Raw genomic sequence first — 17,114 nt, 5'->3', positions numbered from 1 at the left:
CCTCAGTCCCCGCCGAACACCGGCTTGCGCTTGGCCGCGAAGGCCTCGTAGGCGCGGCGGAAGTCCTCGGTCTGCATGCAGATCGCCTGCGCCTGCGCCTCGGCCTCGATCGCCTGGTCGATGGTCATCGACCATTCCTGCGCCAGCATGGTCTTGGTCATGCCGTGCGCGAAGCTCGGGCCCTCGGCCAGCTCGCGTGCCATCTTGGTCGCGGCCTCGAGCAGCGCGTCGCTCTCGTGCAGCGCGTTGAAGAAGCCCCAGGCATGGCCTTCCTGCGCGGTCATCGCGCGGCCCGTGAACAGCAGCTCGGAAGCACGGCCCTGGCCGATCACGCGCGGCAGCAGCGCGCAGGCGCCCATGTCCGCGCCGGCCAGGCCGACGCGCGTGAACAGGAAGGCGGTGCGCGTGGCGGGCGAGCCGTAGCGCAGGTCGCAGGCCAGCGCGATCATCGCGCCGGCGCCGGCGCACACGCCGTCGATGGCGCCGACGATCGGCTGCGGGCAGGCGCGGATCGCCTTCACCAGGTCGCCGGTCATGCGCGTGAACTCGAGCAGCTCGGGCATGCGCATGCCGGTCAGCGGGCCGATGATCTCGTGCACGTCGCCGCCCGAGCAGAAGTTGCCGCCCGCGCCCGTGACCACGATCACCTTCACGTCGCTCGCGTAGTTGAGCGCGCGGAACAGGTCGCGCAGCTCGGCGTACGAGTCGAAGGTCAGCGGGTTCTTGCGCTCGGGGCGGTTCAGCGTGATGGTGCCCACGCCGTTGTCGTAGTGCCAGGCGAAGTGCTTCGCGGCATAGGCCGCCTTCGCTTCGAATTGCGCGTGCATGGGATTGCCCGCGCCGATGTAGTGCTTCATTCGGCCTCCGCCAGTGTCTGGCTCTGTGAGTGTTGCTTGACCTTGCCGAGCAGCTTGTGCAGCTGCGCGATCTCCTTGCCCGTGAGGCCCGCGAAGGCCCCGACGATCCAGTCCTCGTGCTGCTGCGCCATCTCGTGGAACAGCTTGCGGCCGCGCGGCGTGAGCCGCACGCGCCAGGCGCGGCGATCGCCCTCGACGTCGACGCGCTCGACCAGGCCCTCGGTCACGAGCTGGTCGGTGATGCCGGTGACGTTGCCGCCGGTCACCATCATCCGGCGCGACAGCTCGTTCATCTTCAGCCCCTCGGGCGAGCGCTCGAGCTGCGACATCAGGTCGAAGCGCGGCAGCGTGGTGGTGAACTGCGCGCGCAGCCCGTTGCGCACTTCCTTCTCGATCAGCTGCGTGCAGGTCAGCAGGCGCAGCCACAGCCGCAGCGCTTCGGGATGCTCGGCGTGGGCGCGGGCTTCGAGGTCCATGGGGTGCCGCCGGCGATCAGTGCGTTTCTTCGCTCTGCGCCGCGGCCATCGCCGCGGTGGCTGCTGCCGCCATCTGCTGCTGCTTGGCGATCTCGCGGTACATCTGGTCGCGCCCGCTCAGGTACTGCTTCGGCCATTCGACGGCGCGGCTCTGCAGCTTGGCGGCCTCGTGCAGCGTCCAGGCCGGGTCGGCCAGGTGCGGCCGCGCGATCGCGCAGAGGTCGGCGCGACCGGCCGCGATGATGCTGTTGGCCTGGTCGGCCTCGGTGATCGCGCCCACCGCGATGGTCGAGATGCCGACCTCGTTGCGGATGCGGTCGGCGAACGGCGTCTGGTACATGCGGCCGTAGACCGGCTTGGCGGCGCGCGTGGTCTGGCCCGAGGACACGTCGATGAAGTCGGCGCCCGCGTCCTTGAAGAAGCGCGCGATCGCCACCGCGTCGGCATCGGTGTTGCCGCCCGGTGCCCAGTCGTGGGCCGAGATGCGCACGCTCATCGGCCTGTCGGCCGGCCAGGCGGCGCGCATCGCGCGGAACACCTCGAGTGGATAGCGGCAGCGGTTCTCGAGGCTGCCGCCGTACTCGTCCTCGCGCAGGTTGGTCAGCGGGCTGATGAAGGCCGACAGCAGGTAGCCGTGCGCGCAGTGCAGCTCGAGCCAGTCGAAGCCGGCCTCGGCCGTGCGGCGCGTCGATGCCACGAACTGATCGCGCAGCGTGTCCATCTCGGCGCGCGTGATCGCGGCGGGCAGCTGGTTCTGCTCGCCGTAGGGCAGCGCGCTGGCGGCCAGCAGCGGCCAGTTGCCGCTGGGCAGCGGCTCGTCGGTGCCTTCCCAGCCCACCTGCGTCGAGCCCTTGGGACCGCTGTGGCCGAGCTGCATCGCGATCTTCGCGCTCGACTGCGCGTGCACGAAGTCGACGATGCGCTTGAACGCGGCCTGCTGCTCGTCGTTGTAGAGGCCGGTGCAGCCGGGCGTGATGCGGCCTTCGGGCGTGGGGCTGGTCATCTCGACGAACACCATCGCCGCGCCGCCGAGCGCGCGCGCGCCCAGGTGCACCAGCAGGAAGTCCTGCGGCACGCCGTCGACCGCGCTGTAGGTCGCCATCGGCGACACCAGGATGCGGTTCTTGAGCTCGAGGCCGCGCACCTTGAGCGGCATCAGCATCGGCGCGACGGCCTTGCCGCCGGCCAGCCACTGCTCGTAGCCGCCGAGCCACTTGGTGTCGCGCAGCCGCAGGTTCTCGTGGCTGATGCGCTGCGAGCGCGTGAGCAGCGAATAGGCGAACTGCTCGATCTCCATGCCGGTGTAGCGCGGCACGTTCTCGAACCATTCGGTGGAGTTGCGCGCGGCGTTCTGGATCTTGAGCACCTCGACGCTGCGGCGCGCCTCGTACTGCTCGAGCACCTGGTCGGTGCTGCCACCGGCGGCGAATTCGTTGGCCAGGTCGATCGCGTCCTCGAGCGCGAGCTTGGTGCCCGAGCCGATCGAGAAGTGCGCCGTGTGCGCGGCGTCGCCCATCAGCACCACGGGCACCGAGCGGCCGCCGACGTCGACGCGGTGCGTCCAGTGCTCGCACACCACGCGCGGGAAGCGGATCCAGTTGGCCGAGCCGCGCAGGTGCGTGGCGTTGCTGATCAGCGTGTGGCCGTCGAGGTACTTGGCGAACAGCTTCTCGCAGAAGGCGATCGCCTCGGGCTGCTCCATCTTGTCGAGGCCATGGGCCTGCCACACGGCTTCGGGCGTCTCGACGATGAAGGTCGAGGTGTCCTTGTCGAACTGGTAGGCGTGGGCCTGGAACCAGCCGTGCTCGGTCTGTTCGAAGGCGAAGGTGAAGGCGTCGAAGGTCTGGTGCGTGCCGAGCCAGACGAAGCGGCACTGGCGCAGGTCGATGTCGGGCTGGAACACGTCGGCATAGCGCTGGCGGATGCGGCTGTTGAGGCCGTCGCTCGCGATCACCAGGTCGGCCTCGTACTTCGCGGCCAGCGCCTGGTCGTCGGTCACGTCGGTCTCGAACACCAGCTCCACGCCGAGCGCGAGGCAGCGCTCCTGCAGGATGTTGAGCAGCCGCTTGCGGCCGATGCCGCAGAAGCCATGGCCGCCCGAGCGCACCTGGCGGCCCTTGAAGAAGACCTGGATGTCGTCCCAGTGGTGGAAGTCGTCGCCGATCAGCGCGGCCGATTCGGGGTCGGCCGCGCGCAGGTTGGCGAGCGTCTGGTCGCTGAGCACCACGCCCCAGCCGAAGGTGTCGAAGGGCCGGTTGCGCTCCACCACCGTGATCTTGAGGGCCGGGTTGCGCGCCTTCATCAGCAGCGCGAAATACAGGCCGGCGGGCCCGCCGCCGATGCACAGGATGCGTTGGAGGTCCATGGACGGGGCGTGGGCGATGCTGTTCATGGTTGAATAGTTTAGACATAAACAATCTGGTGTCAAACGGATTTACCCGCAGCACATCGGGCCGACCGCTGCCGGCGCCGGCCGCCGTCCCCGCGACGCGATCCGGGCCGCTCGATGCAACGGCATGCAAGAAGATCGAAAAATCAATACCATGCGGCCCATGCAAAGCTTGATACCCAAGATCGAGTCGCAGCTGGCTTCGCTACCCGTGCCCGTGGCACTGGAACTGCCCGATGGGCGACGGGTTGCCGCAGCCGGTTCGCGTGTCACGCTGGCTTTTTCGGAGTGGTCGGCACTGGCCAAGCTCGCGGCCCGACAGGTGGGCGCGATCGGCGAGGCCTACGTGGAGGGCAAGGTGCAGATCGAGGGCGCCATGCGCGACCTGATCGATGCCGCCGTCGGCCTGCTGCCCGGCAACCCGGCCGAGACCGACACCGGATGGTGGAGCCGCCTGCAGCACCTGGCCAAGTCCCGCGGCTCGCACTCGCTGCGCAAGGACGCCGCCCAGATCGAGTTCCACTACGACGTCTCCGACGACTTCTACGCACTGTGGCTCGACCCGCGCCGCGTCTACTCGTGCGCCTACTACGCGACGCCCGACCTCACGCTGGCGCAGGCGCAGGAAGCCAAGCTCGACCACATCTGCCGCAAGCTGATGCTCAAGCCCGGCGAGCGCTACCTCGACGTCGGCTCGGGCTGGGGCGGCCTGCTGCTGTGGGCCGCCGAGCACTACGGCGTCGACGCCACCGGCATCACGCTGTCGCGCAACCAGCATGCGCACGTGCAGCGGCTGATCGAGGAGAAGGGCCTCACGGGCCGCGTGCGCGTCGAGCTGCGCGACTACCGCGAGCTGTCGGTGGAGCGGCCGTTCGACAAGATCTCCTCGGTGGGCATGTTCGAGCACGTGGGCGCGGCCAACATGCCGACCTACTTCGCCAAGATCCATTCATTGCTGGCGCCCGGCGGCCTGCTGATGAACCACGGCATCACCTCGGGCCAGCTCAACTACCGCCAGCTCGGCAACGGCATGGGCGACTTCATTGAGAAGTACATCTTCCCGGGCGGCGAGCTGCTGCACGTCACGCACGTGCTGCGCGAGACCGCGGCGGCCGGCCTGGAGATCGTCGACGTCGAGAGCCTGCGGCCGCACTATGCCCGCACCTTGTGGGCCTGGTCCGACGCGCTCGAGGCGCAGCTCGAGACCGCGCGCGCCGTGCTGCGCAACGGCGGCAGCGAGCGCCAGCACGCCAACGCCGAGCGCATCCTGCGCGCCTACCGGCTCTACCTCGCGGGCTCGGCCATGAGCTTCGAGCAGGGCTGGATCGGCCTGTACCAGATGGTCTCGACCAAGCCCGACGGCAAGGTCGATCACGGCAACTTGCGCGGTGCGCAATCGGTGTACCCTTTCACGCGTGATCATCTCTACAAGTGAAAGGGACACCCCCATGCTCTATCGTTTCCAGTCCAGGGCCTCGTCGGATTTCGTGATGCTCGAGACGCACGCGCGCCAGTTGTTCGACATCGTCGGCAAGTCGCCTTCCGCGCAAGGAATCATCACGGTCGAGCAGATTCCCGGGGCGATCTCGGCCATCGAGGCCGCGCTCGCACGCGAAAAAGCCAACACCCACAACCATGACGAATTCGCCGTCGAGGACCACAACCACGACGCCGAAAAACAGCATGTGGCGCTGCACCAGCGCGCTACGCCGCTGCTGCACATGCTCAAGGAATCGCTGGCCGAAAACAAGGACGTGACCTGGACCACCTGAGTCCGGGTCGGACAACCGGCCGCGCGGCGGCCGGTGTCCGGCGCCAGTCCGCGACGGACGGGCGCTGAATCTTCACTCGGGCCGGACTCCCTCAGTCCACCTTCGCGCCCGACTCCTTCACCACCTTCGCCCACTTCACGTGCTCGCTCGCGATGAGCTTCGTGAAGTCGGCCGGCGTGTTGCCGCTCGGGATCGCGCCCTGCGCCAGCATCTTCTCCTTGATCGCCGCCGTGCCGAGCGACTTGGCGACTTCCTGCTGGATGCGGTTGACGATCTCGGGCGAGGTGCCCGCCGGCGCCAGCAGACCGAACCACGAGCTGGCCTCGAAGCCCTTGAGCGTCGGGCCGCCGGCCTCTTCCACCGTCGGCACGTCGGGCAGCGCGGGCGAACGCTGCGCGCTGGTCACGGCCAGTGCCGTGAGCTTGCCGGCCTTGATCTGCGCCATCGACGAGGGCAGGTTGTCGAACATCACGTCGGCGTTGCCGGCCACCATGTCGAGCAGGGCCGGGCCCGAGCCCTTGTAGGGGATGTGGGCCATGAAAGTGCCCGTCATGCTCTTGAACAGCTCGCCCGCGAGATGGATCGAGGTGCCGCTGCCGCTCGAGGCCATGTTGAACTTGCCGGGGTTGGCCTTGCTGTACTTGATGAAGTCCTGCACGTTGTGGATGCCGAGCGTCTTGGCCTTCTCGGCGTTCATCTCCATCACGTTCGGCACCGCGGCCACCATGGTGATCGGCGCGAAGTCCTTGATCGGATCGAAGGGCAGCTTCGGATAGAGCGCGCGGTTGATGCCGTGCGTGCCCACCGTGCCCATCAGCAGCGTGTAGCCGTCGTTCGGCGCGCGCGCGACGATCTCCGCGCCCACGTTGCCGCCGGCGCCCGCGCGGTTGTCGACGATGAACTGCTGGCCGAAGGCCTTCGAGAGTTCGGGCGCGACCGCGCGCGCGAGGATGTCGGTGGTGCCGCCCGCGGCGAAGGGCACGACGATGCGCACCGGCTTGGTGGGCCAGGTGCCCTGTGCCCACGAGGGGGCGGCGAGCAGCGTTGCGGCGGCGGCGACCGAGGCGGCGAGCAGCGCGCGCCGGGACGGGAAGTGGAGAGGGGAAGAAGTCATGCGCGCCTTTGTACAGGCGCGTGCCGCGGCCGTCGCGGGTGAAAACCCCGGGCGTGGTTCATTGGAGCACCTTCGTGCTCCGCACTGCGGTGCGAGCTTGCTTGGGGCGGCCCGGCGCGGCGCTCAGCCCACCTGCATGCGCTGCGCGAACCGCTCCTCGCGGAAGCGCTCGAGCACGAAGTCGACGAAGGCCCGCGTCTTCGGCGGCAGCAGCTTCTTGCTCGGGTAGTAGAGCCAGACCGCGCCCGCGTCGTGGTGCCATTCGGGCAGCAGCCGCAGCAGGCTGCCGTCGCGCAGTCCTTGTTCCACGAAGGGCATCGGCAGCATCGCCACGCCCAGTCCCATCAGCGCGGCCTGCGCGATGGCCTCGGGGTCGTTGAAGATCGCGCGCGGGCGCGGCAGCTCGACCGTGACCTCCGCTTCCTTCGCCGCGCCTCGCGCATGCCGCAAGGTCCAACTGCGCAGCCGGCCCGTGGGCGAGGAGCGGCGCACCAGCGCGTCGAGCGCCGCCAGCTCCGACGGATTGCGCGGCATCGCGCGCTGCGCCATGTAGGCCGGCGCTGCCACCGCCACCACGTGGATGCGCGCCAGTTCGCGCGCCACCAGCCCGGCCGACAGCTCGAAGCCGCCGCCGATCGCCGCGTCGAAGCCCTCGCCGACGAGGTCGGCCTGCAGGTTGTCGAAATGCCAGTCCGGCACGATCGCCGGATAGCGCGCGAGGAAGTCGCCCATCATCGGCAGCACGTGGGTGCGGCCGAAGGCCTGGCCCATGCTGACCTTGAGCGTGCCCGAGGGCTGGCCGTCGTCCTTGTCGATGCCGGCCACCGCGTCCTGCAGGGTCGCGAGCGCGCCGCCGATCTGCGCCAGGAAACGCTCGCCGCCCTCGGTCAGCGTGAGCCGGCGCGTGCTGCGCTGGAACAGCCGCACGCCGAGCCGCGCCTCCAGCCGCGCCACGTTCTTGCTGACCGCGGCCGGCGTGAGCCCGAGGCGGCGCGCGGCGGCCGAGAAGCTGCCGCCCTCGGCGCTCTGCACGAAGGACGCGAGATGGTTGAGCGGTTCCATCGTTCTATTTTCAACCAACGGTTGAATTTGATGGGACCGATTGATGGCTACCGCAAAGGCAATCGAAGGCAGAGACTGGAGGCCTTCCAACCCACTCACCCAGGAAAAACCATGACCACCACCACCTCCTCCTCCTCCCCGACCCCCGTCCTCGCCGGCAAGGTCGCCTTCGTCACCGGCGGCTCGCGCGGCATCGGCGCGGCCATCGTGCGCCGCCTGGCGCGCGACGGCGCCGCCGTGGCCTTCAGCTACAGCAGCTCGCAGGCCGTCGCCGAGGAACTCGCGCGCAGCCTCGAGGCCGAAGGCGGCCGCGCGCTCGCGCTGAAGATCGACAGCGCCGATGCCGAGGCGCTCAAGGCCGGCATCGACCAGGCGGCGCGCCACTTCGGCGGCCGCATCGACATCCTGGTCAACAGCGCCGGCGTGCTGCACCTGGGCCCGGTCGACCAGCTCACGCTGGCCGATTTCGACCGCACCATCGCCGTCAACGTGCGCGCCGTGTTCGTCGCCATCCAGGCCGCGCTGGCGCACATGGGCAGCGGCGGGCGCATCGTCAACATCGGCAGCACCAACGCCGAGCGCATGCCCTTCGCGGGCGGCAGCATCTACGCCATGAGCAAGTCGGCGCTCACGGGCCTGGTGCAGGGCCTGGCGCGCGACCTCGGCCCGCGCGGCATCACGGTCAACAACGTGCAGCCCGGCCCGGTCGACACCGACATGAACCCGGCCAACGGCCCCATGGCCGCGACCATGCACAGCTTCATGGCGCTCGACCGCCACGGCCACGCCGACGAGATCGCGGGCATGGTGGCCTACCTCGCGAGCCCCGAGGCCGCGTTCGTGACCGGCGCCGGGCTCAACATCGACGGCGGCTTCGCGGCCTGAGCGCGCGATTCAGCGCGCGGTTCAGCGGCCGGGCACCGCCCGCGCCGCCAGCGCCGCGGCCACGTGCTCGGCCAGCGCGCGCGCCGACGGCTTCGCGGCGCGCCCGGCCGGAAACACCGCATGCAGCTCCACCGGCGCCATGCGCCAGTCCGCGAGCACCCGCACCAGCGCGCCGCTCGCCAGCTCGGCGCCGCAGCCCAGCTCGCTGGTGTGCGTGATGCCCAGGCCCGCCACGGCCGCGGCGATCGAGCCCTCGTTCATCGTGCTGCTGAGCAGCGCGCCCGCGATGCGCACCGACACCTGGCGGCCGCCGCGCTCGAAGGACCATGACGCACCGCCGCTCGGGCCGGCCACCACCGCGTGCGCCGCGAGGTCGGCCGGCAGCGCCGGCGTGCCGGCGCGGTGCAGGTAGCCGGGCGCGGCCACCAGCAGGGTCTCGAACAGGCCCAGGCTGCGCGCGGTGGCGCTGGAATCGGGCAGCGCGCCGAAGCGGAACGCGAGGTCCGCGCCCTCGCTCACCAGGTCCTGCAGCTGGTCGTGCATCAGCAGCTTGATGCGCAGCGCCGGATGCCGCGCCGTGAACGGCGGCAGCGCGGGGATCGCCTCGCGCACCGCGAAGCTCGAGGACAGCGCCACGCGCAGCACGCCGCGCAACTCGCCGGTGCCGCGCGCCGCATGGTCGGCCTCCTCGAGCGCGGCCAGGATCGGCTCGATGCGCGCGAGGTAGTCGGCGCCGGCCTCGGTCAGCGTCACGGCGCGCGTGGTGCGCGTCAGCAGCGCCGCGCCGACCTCCTTCTCGAGCGTCGCGATCACGCGCGAGGCCGAGGGCTGCGAGAGCCCGAACTCGCGCCCCGCGCGCGAGAAGCTGCCCGCGTGCGCGACGCGCGTGAACAGCCGCAGGGCGAGCAGCCGGTCGCTCATCGTTCCTGATTGATTTGCATGGCGAATGGATCTTAGTCGTGCGCGCCGGCTACCGGCCGATCGGCGAATCAAAGACAGTGACGGCACGGCACCGCCGGTGCCCCAACCCCCGCAAACCACCCTGGAGAAATCGCCATGTCACTGCCCGAGAAACTCGCCGCCTTCCGCGCCAACTTCGAAGCCGGCGGCCCGCCGTGGAACGCGCCCGCCTTCATCCACGAACCCATGCACCGCGCCACCGACGAGCTGATCGCCTCGGGCGCCGCCGACCGCGCGCTGCGCGCCGGCGATCGCGCCCCGGCCTTCACGCTGCACGACGCCGACGGCCGCGCCTGGTCGTCGCAGGAGCTGCTGGCCCGCGGCCCGCTGGTGCTGACCTTCTACCGCGGCGTCTGGTGCCCGTACTGCAACCTGGACCTGCAGGCGCTGCAGGAAGCGCTGCCGGGCCTGCAGGCGCTCGGCGCGCAACTGGTGGCGGTGTCGCCGCAGACGCCCTCGAACAGCCGCAAGTCGGCGCGCGACAACAAGCTCGCCTTTCCGATCCTGTCGGACACCGGCAATGCCGTGGCCGCCGCCTTCGGCCTGCGCTTCGAGCTTCCGGGCTACCTGCGGGACCTCTACCGCGACGTGTTCAGGAACGACCTCGCGGTGGTCAATGGCGAGCCGAGCTGGACCCTGCCGATGCCGGCGCGCTACGTGATCGCGCGCGACGGCACCATCGTCTATGCCGAGGTCAATCCCGACTACACGCAGCGGCCCGATCCCTCGGAGCTGCTGCCGGTGCTCGAGCGGCTGCGCGCGACCGCCGGCGCATGAGCCTGGGCCTGAATTTCGGCATCGCCGCCCACCGAGGCGATCAGCCGGTCGAGCGTGGTGCCCAGCCGCGCGAGCTCGTCGGCGCTCACGCCCGCGAACAGCGCGGCCTCGCGCTCGCGGCCCAGTTCGCTCACCGTTGCGTGCAGCGCCTTGCCAGCGGCCGTGAGGTGCAGCCGGCTCCTGCGCTGGTCTGTCGGATCCTCGCGGCATTGCACGCGCCGGTGGCGCTTGAGGCCGGCCAGCGCGCGGCTCACCGCCATCTTGTCGAGGCCGGTCTGGTCGGCCACCTGCGAGGCGGTGAGCCCGGGCTGCGCGCCCAGCACCGCCATCGTGCGCCACTCGTTGAGCGTGAGCTGGTGCTCGCGGCCCACGCGTTCGTGGAAGGGCCGCGCCGTGAGGTTGACCACGCGCACCAGCTTGAAGAACAGCGGGTCCATCGGTGCGCGGGGCGCGTGTCAGCCCGCCAGCTTCTTCGCCGCCGCGACGATGGCGTCCACGCCCACGCGCGACTGCGCCTCGAGCACCGGCGCATAGCCGACCGGGATGCGCGGCGCGCCGAGCCGCGCGATGCGGCAGCCGGTGGCCTCGGCCGCGCTGGCCGCGATCTCGGCGCCGAAGCCCGCGGCCTGCACCGCCTCGTGCGCCACCAGCAGCCGGCCGGTGCGCGCGCACGATTCGAACACCGTCTCGCGGTCCCAGGGCCAGAGCGTGCGCAGGTCGATCAGGTCGACCGCGATGCCCTCGGCCGCGAGCCGCTCGCAGGCCTCGGCGCAGACCTGCGCCTGCCGGCTCCAGCTCACGAGCGTGAGCGCGTCGCCCTGACGCAGGCGCGCCGCCTTGCCCAGCGGCACCGCCAGCGTCTCGTCGACCGGGCCGCGCGCGCCCCACAGCGTCTTGTGCTCGATGTAGACCACCGGGTCGCCGCACTGCAGCGCCGCGCGCAGCAGCGAATGGTTGTCCTGCGGCGTCGACGGGCTCACCACCACCACGCCCGGCAGGTGCGCGAACCAGGCCTCGAGCGACTGCGAATGCTGCGCCGCCGAGGCGTCCCAGATGCCGCCCGGCATGCGCGCCACCAGCGGCACGCGGCCCTGGCCACCGAACATGAAGCGGTTCTTGGCGGCCTGGTTCACCAGCTCGTCCATGCCGCACAGCGCGAAGTCGACCACGCGCATCTCGACCACCGGCCGCAGACCCGCGAGCGCCATGCCCACGCCCGCGCCCATGATCGCGGCCTCGCTGATCGGCGTGTCGATCACGCGCCGCTCGCCGAAGCGCTGCTGCAGCCCCTTGTACTGGCCGAAGATGCCGCCGCGGCCCACGTCCTCGCCGAGCACGACCACGCGCGCATCGGCTTCCATCTCGCGCGCGATGGCGCGCACGGCGGCTTCGGCATAGCTGAGTTCTTCCACGGTGTTCGCTGCATTCAGTGCCATTGCCCGGCTCCCGTGGTCTGCACGTCGGTGAAGGCCGCGCCGGCCTCGGGCCAGGGCGCCGCGTCGGCGGTGGCCAGGGCGGCTTCGACCTCGGCCGTGGCCGCGTTCTCGATCGCGTCGAGCGCCGCCGCCTCGAGCCCGGCTTCCAGCAGCCGGCCGCGCGCGCGGGCCAGCGGATCGGTCTCGAGCGCCGCCGCCAGCTCGGCCGGATCGCGGTAGGCCGCGAGGTCGACCGACACGTGGCCCTTCACGCGGTAGGTCAGCGCATGCAGCAGCCGCGGTCCGCCGCCGCCGCGCACCTCGGCCACCAGCCGCGCCGCGGCCGCGTGCACCGCGAACACGTCGTTGCCGTCGACCTGCGTGGCCGCGATGCCCAGCGCTTCGGCACGCGCCGAGGCACCTTCGCCCGCGGTCATCGGGCCGCTCGCGGTGGTCGCGCTCCAGCGGTTGTCCTCGCAGACGAACAGCACCGGCAGCTCGTACACGCGGGCCCAGTTCAGCGCCTCGAGGAAGGGGCCGCGGTTGATCGCGCCGTCGCCGAAGAAGCAGACCGTGAGCGCGTCGCCCTGGCCCAGCACCTTCTGCGCATGCGCCGCGCCCACCGCGATCGGCAGCCCGGCCGCCACCACGCCGTTGGCGCCCAGCATGCCGACCGAGAAATCGGCGATGTGCATCGAGCCGCCCTTGCCGCCGTTGAAGCCCGTGGCCTTGCCGAACAGCTCGCACATCATGCGTGCGAGGTCGGCGCCCTTGGCCAGCGTGTGGCCGTGGCCGCGGTGGGTGGACGTGAGGTAGTCGCTCGTGCGCAGGTGCGCGCAGACGCCGGCCGGCACCGCCTCCTGCCCGGTCGACAGGTGCAGCGGCCCGCGCACCTTGGCCGCGCCGCCGGCCTGCTGCCCATAGGCGCTCACGCCGCCCTGGCTGGCCGTCTCGGCCGCGTTCTCGAACGCGCGGATGCGCACCATGGTGCGGTACAGCGCCTCGGCGGCGCCGCTGGGGATGTCCAGGTCCATCTTGTCTCCGACGCCTGTGGAATGGGCGTTTGCGGAAAAATCGTATCAAGCGTGACGGACTGGGGGCAGGGGGCTTTCCCCGGGGACCGCGGTCCCCGGGGATGCGTTCTCCGCGAGCAAGCGGGTCCCAAGGACGCCGAACTCGGAAAGTGCCCAGCCTGAAAGGCGCGACCGTCTACGGAAGCTCCGTGTACTTCGTCACCACGGGAGCCCAGTCAACGTCGGGGCGCAGCAGCTCCAGGAAGGCGTCGTGCGAGCAATCGTTGTCGTACACGGTCCATCGTCGAGCGCCGTCTTCGCTCATCAGCAGGTAAATGCCTTTTCTTTCGGAAACGTGCACCCCGTAATCGATGTGGCGAATTCGAGGAGCGATTGCGATGATCAAATTCGGGGATGCCAGCAATTCGACTTCTCTGATGTCTTCCGAAATGGTGGTGGTTTCTTCCGAAAAATAGACCGAGTCGCGCCGTTCGAGGTACTCGCGCCCGGTCAATCCCTTTGCGGCTAGAAGCTCTCGAAAAACTGGATTCATTGAAGCATCCATCGTTGAAATGTCGCGTCTCATGAAGTGGGTTGAATATCTCTGCGCCACTTCTCTTGCGCCCTCGTATGGTTGCGATATTGAGGAAATCGAGGGCCTTGAAAAGGCCGCAACTCCCAAGACACCCAAAATAGTTCGCCGGATCATTGCTGTTCGCTCTTCCATCGAACCAGCCTGTAGGGCTTGTCTGGCGTCACGTCGATGACGATGTCGGGATAAATGCTGCCAAATGTGGCTCCTGCTTTATCCTGGAGATAGGTCTTGATTCGCAGGTTTTTGATTCTTCCCGATGAATCTTTTTCAACGCGCCAATCCGTCTTCGCGTACTGTCCCTCGGCCGTGGGTCGAGAAACCTGATCCCATTTCTCGTCGGCGACGTCTCGCTCGAGGTAGGCGTGTACCGCGCCGGCGAGCGCTATCCTGTTGAAATAGGCTTCGCCTTTGATGAAAGGGGTTTCCCTGGAAAATTCGGGAAGAAAGTTGGCCACGACAATTGCGGCGTGAGGGTTGACTTGGCCAATTGCATAAATGTGGCTTCGATCAGTGAATGGCATTCCTTGGTCGATCCTTGTTTTTTCCTTGTATTCGACATAGGCCACCTCACCCTCGGTTCGCGTCGTGGAGGGGTCGAGGCGTGGGTTCTGCATCACTTGATCGGTCGCCATCCGAACCAGGATGCAAACCCCTCCGCAAGTAAAACATGCGATTCGGCCATCCCTGCGCGCGGAAGGTTCGCCGGCGATGCAGGGACCGCAAGGCCCGTCGAGAGATGAAAAGCAGGCGGCCTGAGAATTGGCCGAAATCCCTGAGAAGGCAAAAAATACAGCAAGAATCTTTAATAATTTCATTGCAAACCCCCTTGATTTCCCAATGAGAACAATTCCCATTGGCCGACGCAGTTTGTGCCCTCGGTGGTGTGAAATCAAGACTCGAAAAATATCCACTGAGGTCTCAGGGATGCGAATCGAAATAGATGGAATTGCGTATCGAGTCTTCGCGCTGGGCACTCGATAGGAGCAATGAGTCGAACTCGTCGTCGTGAATCGGCCGCCTGACCCGAGATCGCGAGACCTTTTCCTGTGCGTCTCGCGATGCCCTGGATGGAATGACCGTAGCGCCCCGCTCAGCCCGCCTTGCGCCGCTGCGAGCCCGTGGCCTGCGCCGCGGCCGCATCGGCCGTGGCCTTCATCCCCTCGAGGATCGCCTCGCACTTGTGCTTCAGGTGGGTCTTGAGGATGCCCGACAGCGAGGCCGCGTCGCGCCGCGCCAGCGCGTTCAGCATGCCCTCGTGTTCCGCCATCGCGCGCGACCAGATCTCGGGCGTCATCGGCGAGTTGAAGCGGATGCGCCGGATGCGCGCGTTGATCAGCGCGTACTGGTCGAGCAGCACCGGGTTGCGCGTGGCCTGCACGATGGTCTCGTGGATGCCGCGGTTCAGCGCGTAGTAGCTCGCCATGTCGCGCGCGGCGAAGGCACCGCGCATGCGCTCGTGCAGCGCGGTGATCTCCGCGAGCTGCGCGTCGGTGACGCGCGCGGCCGCCTGCTCGCCGGCCAGCGCCTCGAGCGCGCCGGCCACCGCGAACAGCCCCTCCACCTCCTCGAGCGACAGCTCGCGCACGCGCGCGCCGCGGTTGGGCAGCAGCTCGACGTGGCCCTCGGCGGCCAGCACCTTGAGCGCCTCGCGCAGCGGCGTGCGCGAGATGCCGAAGCGCTCGCACAGCAGGGCTTCGGGCACCTTGCTGCCCGGCGGGAACTCGCCCTGCACGAACACCTCGCGCAGGTTTCCGAGCAGGTCGTTGTGAACGAATTCTTTGGCCATGGGCAATTATGAATTCATTTTTCGATGAAATGGCCGGTTGAAGCCCTCGGAGGCGAGAAATTCCGAGTATTTGAATTCAAAGTGTTGACCGAGTCGGCTGGCCTCCGCTACATTGAACGCATTCATTTGCAGCACTTGAACCCCCGAAACTCCCCCAATCCAGCTTCAAAAGGCAATTTATGAATGCATTCCAGCAAGGCATCGTCGAAATCGCAGGCTCGACCCACGACACCGACCGCTACACCAACGCCCTCGGCCCGCGCGGCGTGATCGGCGTGATGACGCCGGGACCGAACGTGAACGTCGAGAACGAGATGATGGACATGCGCCCGCGCGGCGTGATCAACGCCATCGACCGCTACTACGTGCCGAACCAGAAGATCGCGCAGGACGAGGACTGGTCGGTGATCATGCGCAACGTCACGGCCAACCTCGACGACTCGGTGCGCCGCCTCAAGGAAGCGCTGATCGACCACCTCGTGCTCGGCATGTCCTCGCAGAGCTACATGGGCGGCGAGAAGGGCAGCTTCGCGCTGCTCGAGCACCTCGAGAAGCTCTCGGGCGTGCCGGTGACCATGGGCGCGCAGTCGGCCGAGCAGGCCTTCAAGCTCTGCGGCGCGAAGCGCATCGCGCTGCTCACGCCCTACTACCCGGTGATCGAGACCAACGCCATCAGCTATTTCACGTCGCGCGGCTTCGAGGTGGTGCACGTCGAGGGGCTCAAGTGCAAGAGCATCATCCACGTCGCCTCGCAGACCTACGAGCAGCTCGCCGAGGCCACCCTGCGCTGCGAGGCCGCCAAGCCCGACGCGATCCTGCAGCTGGGCACCAACCTGGCCTATGCGCGCGTGGCCAACGATGCCGAGAAGTGGCTCAGGAAGCCGGTCTTCGCCTCGGGCCCGGTGATCTATTGGTCGGCGCTGCGCAGGATGGGCATCAAAGACCAGTTCCCGGGCTTCGGCAGCCTGACGGAATTCCACTGAGTCCGGCGCGCGCGCACAGACGCACAGAACGAAGGAGACAAGCATGACGACGAGACAACGCATGCGCGCGGCCTGCGCCGCGCTCGCTGCCTGGGCGCTGCTCGGGCCGCTGCCCGCGGCGGCCCAGGAGCACTGGCCGGCCAAGCCGGTCACGCTGCTGGTGGGCTTCGCGCCCGGCGGCGGCACCGACCTGATCGCGCGCCAGGTCGCGCCGCGCTTGTCCGAGCTGCTGAAGCAGCCGGTGATCGTCGAGAACCGCGCCGGCGCCAGCGGCACCATCGCGACCGCCGCCGCGGCGCGCGCGCGGCCCGACGGCTACACGCTGCTGCTGGGCCACGTGAGCTCGAACGCGATGGTGCCGGCGATCATGCCGAAGCTGCCCTACGCGGCGGCGCGCGACTTCACCGCCATCACGCTGATCGGCAGCGTGCCGCAGGTGGTGACCGTGCCCGCGAGCCTGCCCGTGAAGACGCTGCAGGAATTCATCGCCTTCGCGAAGACCAAGCCGGGTGGCGTCAACTACGCCTCCTCGGGCGCGGGCACGCAGCAGCACTTCGCGGCCGAGCTGTTCCAGCAGGCCACGCGGACCACCATGACGCACGTGCCCTACAAGGGCAGCGGCGCGGCGCTGGCCGACCTGATCGCGGGCCAGGTCGACGTGAACTTCGACACCGTGCCCACCGTGCTGCAGCAGGTGAAGGCCGGCAAGCTGCGCGCGCTCGCGGTCACCTCTCGCCAGCGCGCGGCCAGCCTGCCCGAGGTACCGACGGTGATCGAGGCCGGCGTGCCCGACTACGAGATCGGCGCCTGGTACATGCTGATGGGCCCGGCCGGACTGCCCAAGCCGGTGGTCGATGCGCTCGCCGATGCGATGAACCGCACGCTGCAGTCGCCCGAGGTGCGCGACAAGCTCGCGGCGCTGGGCACCGACGTCGCGGGCGGCACGCCGGCCCAGGCGCAGGACTACCTGAAGGCCGAGATCGCGCGCTGGAGCAAGCTGGCCGCGGACAAGCACATCGTGGCGGAGTGA

At 69.0% G+C, this 17,114-nt stretch carries 18 protein-coding genes; 6 read left to right on the top strand and 12 right to left on the bottom strand.

What is annotated here, in order from left to right; translation table 11 throughout:
- Nucleotides 1-2: 2 nt before the first annotated feature.
- The 3 genes from INQ48_29750 to INQ48_29740 are packed head-to-tail and all read right to left on the bottom strand — an operon-like array spanning nt 3 to nt 3,725.
- Nucleotides 3-857, bottom strand: a complete 855-nt coding sequence (locus INQ48_29750) for an enoyl-CoA hydratase family protein (GenBank protein ID QRF57428.1) — start codon at nt 855-857, stop codon at nt 3-5.
- Nucleotides 854-1,333 (bottom strand): MarR family transcriptional regulator, encoded by a 480-nt coding sequence (locus INQ48_29745; GenBank protein ID QRF57427.1) that lies wholly within the window; start codon nt 1,331-1,333, stop codon nt 854-856. The genes INQ48_29750 and INQ48_29745 overlap by 4 nt, the downstream gene beginning before the upstream one ends.
- Nucleotides 1,334-1,349: 16 nt before the next feature.
- Nucleotides 1,350-3,725 (bottom strand): bifunctional salicylyl-CoA 5-hydroxylase/oxidoreductase, encoded by a 2,376-nt coding sequence (locus INQ48_29740; GenBank protein ID QRF57426.1) that lies wholly within the window; start codon nt 3,723-3,725, stop codon nt 1,350-1,352.
- A 160-nt stretch (nt 3,726-3,885) separates the two neighbouring features.
- Between INQ48_29740 and INQ48_29735 the strand changes: the two genes are divergently transcribed.
- Nucleotides 3,886-5,157, top strand: a complete 1,272-nt coding sequence (locus tag INQ48_29735) for a class I SAM-dependent methyltransferase (GenBank protein ID QRF57425.1) — start codon at nt 3,886-3,888, stop codon at nt 5,155-5,157.
- Between the two features lie 13 nt (nt 5,158-5,170).
- Nucleotides 5,171-5,494 (top strand): DUF1840 domain-containing protein, encoded by a 324-nt coding sequence (locus INQ48_29730; protein ID QRF57424.1) that lies wholly within the window; start codon nt 5,171-5,173, stop codon nt 5,492-5,494.
- Nucleotides 5,495-5,585: 91 nt separating this feature from the next.
- Here the strand turns inward: INQ48_29730 and INQ48_29725 are convergent, their stop codons facing one another.
- Both INQ48_29725 and INQ48_29720 read right to left on the bottom strand, forming a co-directional pair.
- Nucleotides 5,586-6,608, bottom strand: a complete 1,023-nt coding sequence (locus INQ48_29725) for a tripartite tricarboxylate transporter substrate binding protein (GenBank protein QRF57423.1) — start codon at nt 6,606-6,608, stop codon at nt 5,586-5,588.
- Between the two features lie 123 nt (nt 6,609-6,731).
- Nucleotides 6,732-7,670, bottom strand: a complete 939-nt coding sequence (locus INQ48_29720) for a LysR family transcriptional regulator (GenBank protein QRF57422.1) — start codon at nt 7,668-7,670, stop codon at nt 6,732-6,734.
- A 111-nt stretch (nt 7,671-7,781) separates the two neighbouring features.
- On the opposite strand from INQ48_29720, the gene INQ48_29715 reads away from it, so the two are divergent.
- Nucleotides 7,782-8,555, top strand: a complete 774-nt coding sequence (locus tag INQ48_29715) for an SDR family oxidoreductase (protein QRF57421.1) — start codon at nt 7,782-7,784, stop codon at nt 8,553-8,555.
- 21 nt (nt 8,556-8,576) lie between these two features.
- Here INQ48_29715 and INQ48_29710 read toward each other — a convergent pair whose 3' ends face one another.
- Nucleotides 8,577-9,476 carry a LysR family transcriptional regulator gene (locus tag INQ48_29710; protein ID QRF57420.1) on the bottom strand — a complete coding sequence of 300 codons (900 nt, stop codon included), beginning with the start codon at nt 9,474-9,476 and terminating at the stop codon, nt 8,577-8,579.
- Between the two features lie 135 nt (nt 9,477-9,611).
- Between INQ48_29710 and INQ48_29705 the strand changes: the two genes are divergently transcribed.
- Nucleotides 9,612-10,292: an AhpC/TSA family protein gene (locus INQ48_29705; protein ID QRF57419.1), complete on the top strand. Its 681-nt coding sequence runs from the start codon at nt 9,612-9,614 to the stop codon at nt 10,290-10,292.
- On the opposite strand, the gene INQ48_29700 is transcribed toward INQ48_29705, so the two are convergent.
- The 6 genes from INQ48_29700 to INQ48_29675 form a co-directional block, all read right to left on the bottom strand.
- On the bottom strand, nt 10,220-10,729 hold the full coding sequence (locus INQ48_29700) for a MarR family transcriptional regulator (protein ID QRF57418.1): 510 nt from the start codon (nt 10,727-10,729) through the stop codon (nt 10,220-10,222). The genes INQ48_29705 and INQ48_29700 overlap by 73 nt on opposite strands.
- An 18-nt stretch (nt 10,730-10,747) precedes the next feature.
- Nucleotides 10,748-11,728 carry an alpha-ketoacid dehydrogenase subunit beta gene (locus INQ48_29695; GenBank protein ID QRF57417.1) on the bottom strand — a complete coding sequence of 327 codons (981 nt, stop codon included), beginning with the start codon at nt 11,726-11,728 and terminating at the stop codon, nt 10,748-10,750.
- Nucleotides 11,719-12,741: a thiamine pyrophosphate-dependent dehydrogenase E1 component subunit alpha gene (locus INQ48_29690; protein QRF57416.1), complete on the bottom strand. Its 1,023-nt coding sequence runs from the start codon at nt 12,739-12,741 to the stop codon at nt 11,719-11,721. Before INQ48_29690 ends, INQ48_29695 begins: the two co-directional genes overlap by 10 nt.
- 175 nt (nt 12,742-12,916) lie before the next feature.
- Nucleotides 12,917-13,306 (bottom strand): hypothetical protein, encoded by a 390-nt coding sequence (locus INQ48_29685; protein QRF57415.1) that lies wholly within the window; start codon nt 13,304-13,306, stop codon nt 12,917-12,919.
- A gap of 119 nt (nt 13,307-13,425) precedes the next feature.
- Nucleotides 13,426-14,169 (bottom strand): hypothetical protein, encoded by a 744-nt coding sequence (locus tag INQ48_29680; protein QRF57414.1) that lies wholly within the window; start codon nt 14,167-14,169, stop codon nt 13,426-13,428.
- 236 nt (nt 14,170-14,405) lie between these two features.
- Nucleotides 14,406-15,101, bottom strand: coding sequence for a GntR family transcriptional regulator (locus INQ48_29675; protein ID QRF57413.1), 696 nt, complete (start codon nt 15,099-15,101; stop codon nt 14,406-14,408).
- A gap of 179 nt (nt 15,102-15,280) precedes the next feature.
- Here INQ48_29675 and INQ48_29670 point away from each other — a divergent pair, with 179 nt between their 5' ends.
- Complete coding sequence (locus INQ48_29670; protein ID QRF57412.1) at nt 15,281-16,084, top strand: igiC; 804 nt, start codon at nt 15,281-15,283, stop codon at nt 16,082-16,084.
- A gap of 43 nt (nt 16,085-16,127) precedes the next feature.
- On the top strand, nt 16,128-17,114 hold the full coding sequence (locus tag INQ48_29665; GenBank protein ID QRF57411.1) for a tripartite tricarboxylate transporter substrate binding protein: 987 nt from the start codon (nt 16,128-16,130) through the stop codon (nt 17,112-17,114).

Origin of the sequence: Variovorax paradoxus (genome assembly GCA_016806145.1) — a bacterium.
Lineage (GTDB): Bacteria > Pseudomonadota > Gammaproteobacteria > Burkholderiales > Burkholderiaceae_C > Variovorax.
The sequence above is the reverse complement of the archived record's forward strand: the minus strand, read 5'-3'. Positions and strand labels throughout refer to the sequence as shown.